The organism is Streptomyces sp. JJ36 (assembly GCF_021696945.1).
Classification (GTDB): Bacteria; Actinomycetota; Actinomycetes; order Streptomycetales; family Streptomycetaceae; genus Streptomyces.
Genome location: NZ_JACYHE010000188.1, coordinates 1 through 552, shown reverse-complemented (window position 1 = coordinate 552; position 552 = coordinate 1). Strand labels below are relative to the sequence as shown.

General features: G+C 70.8%; 1 protein-coding gene. It reads right to left on the bottom strand.

What is annotated here, in order from left to right:
* On the bottom strand, positions 1-552 hold a 552-nt coding region (locus tag HOY81_RS27110; RefSeq protein ID WP_237323352.1), incomplete at both ends, for an RHS repeat-associated core domain-containing protein.

Sequence of the window (552 nt, the reverse complement as noted above, 5' to 3'; positions counted from 1 at the left end):
GTGACGGGGTTGTTGTTGGCGTAGGCGTACCCGTGCATCTGCATCGGGTCGGTGATGTCGATGACCGGGTCGGCGGAGAGGAAACGGCCCGTGGTGGGGTCGTACTCGCGGGCGCCGATGTGGGTCAGGCCCGTTATGGGGTCGTCGATGCCGGTGCCGAGGAAGGAGCGGCGGCCGGGCCACTGCCCGGGCTCCTGGCCGCGGGGGGTGCCGAACGGCCCGAACTTCCGCCGCTGCACGCCCATCGCGGCGTCCAGCGAGACCGCGGTGGTGGCGGTGCCGTGGTGGTCGGAGAGCAGCACCGTCAGGGTGTGCTCGTCCAGGTCCCCCGAGCCACCGGTGGTGCGCAGCACCGTCGGGGCCCCGGGGTGGCTGTAGTAGCGCCGGGCGTCCACGGGCTGCCCGTTGACGTCGACGGACACCTCGGTCTCGCCCAGGAAGAGGGTCGCCCCGGTCTGGGTCTTCTCGATCAGCCGGTTGCCGTCGGCGTCGTAGAGGTAGGAGACGTCGGTCAGCCCGTTGTCGGTGACGTCGACCGAGGTCAGCTTGTTG